1 protein-coding gene is annotated in these 420 nt (G+C 48.1%); it reads left to right on the forward strand.

All coding sequences use genetic code 11. The features are described from left to right. A partial coding sequence (locus KP705_RS18170) for a plasmid recombination protein (protein WP_215765308.1) occupies window positions 1-420 on the forward strand: 420 nt, incomplete at both ends.

Here is a 420-nt window from a genome sequence, read left to right on the forward strand (position 1 = left end):
GTGGAATATTAAAGAGACTATAGATGAGGCTACCCGGAGAAATCCGGATGCCTGTTTGCATGTTGAAAATCCAGGCAAGCCGGTTCTCGTTTTTGGTCAGGATTTAGAAGCTCTTGAGCGTGAGCATGAGCAGGCTTGCGATGGTGCTGTTGATGTTCAGAAGAATGGCAAGAGCAGGAAAATCAGAAGCACTCAAAATACTATGGCGTGCATTGTTCTGTCTTGGCCAGGTGAGATGGATGCCGATTGTAAGCGTTGGCAAGCTCGGTCGGTCAAGTGGTTGCAGGACACGTATGGGGACCAGTTGAAGACAGTCATCAGGCATGATGATGAGGCTTTTCCTCATCTTCATGCTTTCATCGTTCCTGATGATTTGAAGGCGATCAGCTTACATCCTGGGGATAGTGCAAAGCAGAAGGC

The organism is Gluconobacter sp. P1D12_c (assembly GCF_018812105.1).
In the GTDB taxonomy this organism is placed as follows: domain Bacteria; phylum Pseudomonadota; class Alphaproteobacteria; order Acetobacterales; family Acetobacteraceae; genus Gluconobacter; species Gluconobacter oxydans_A.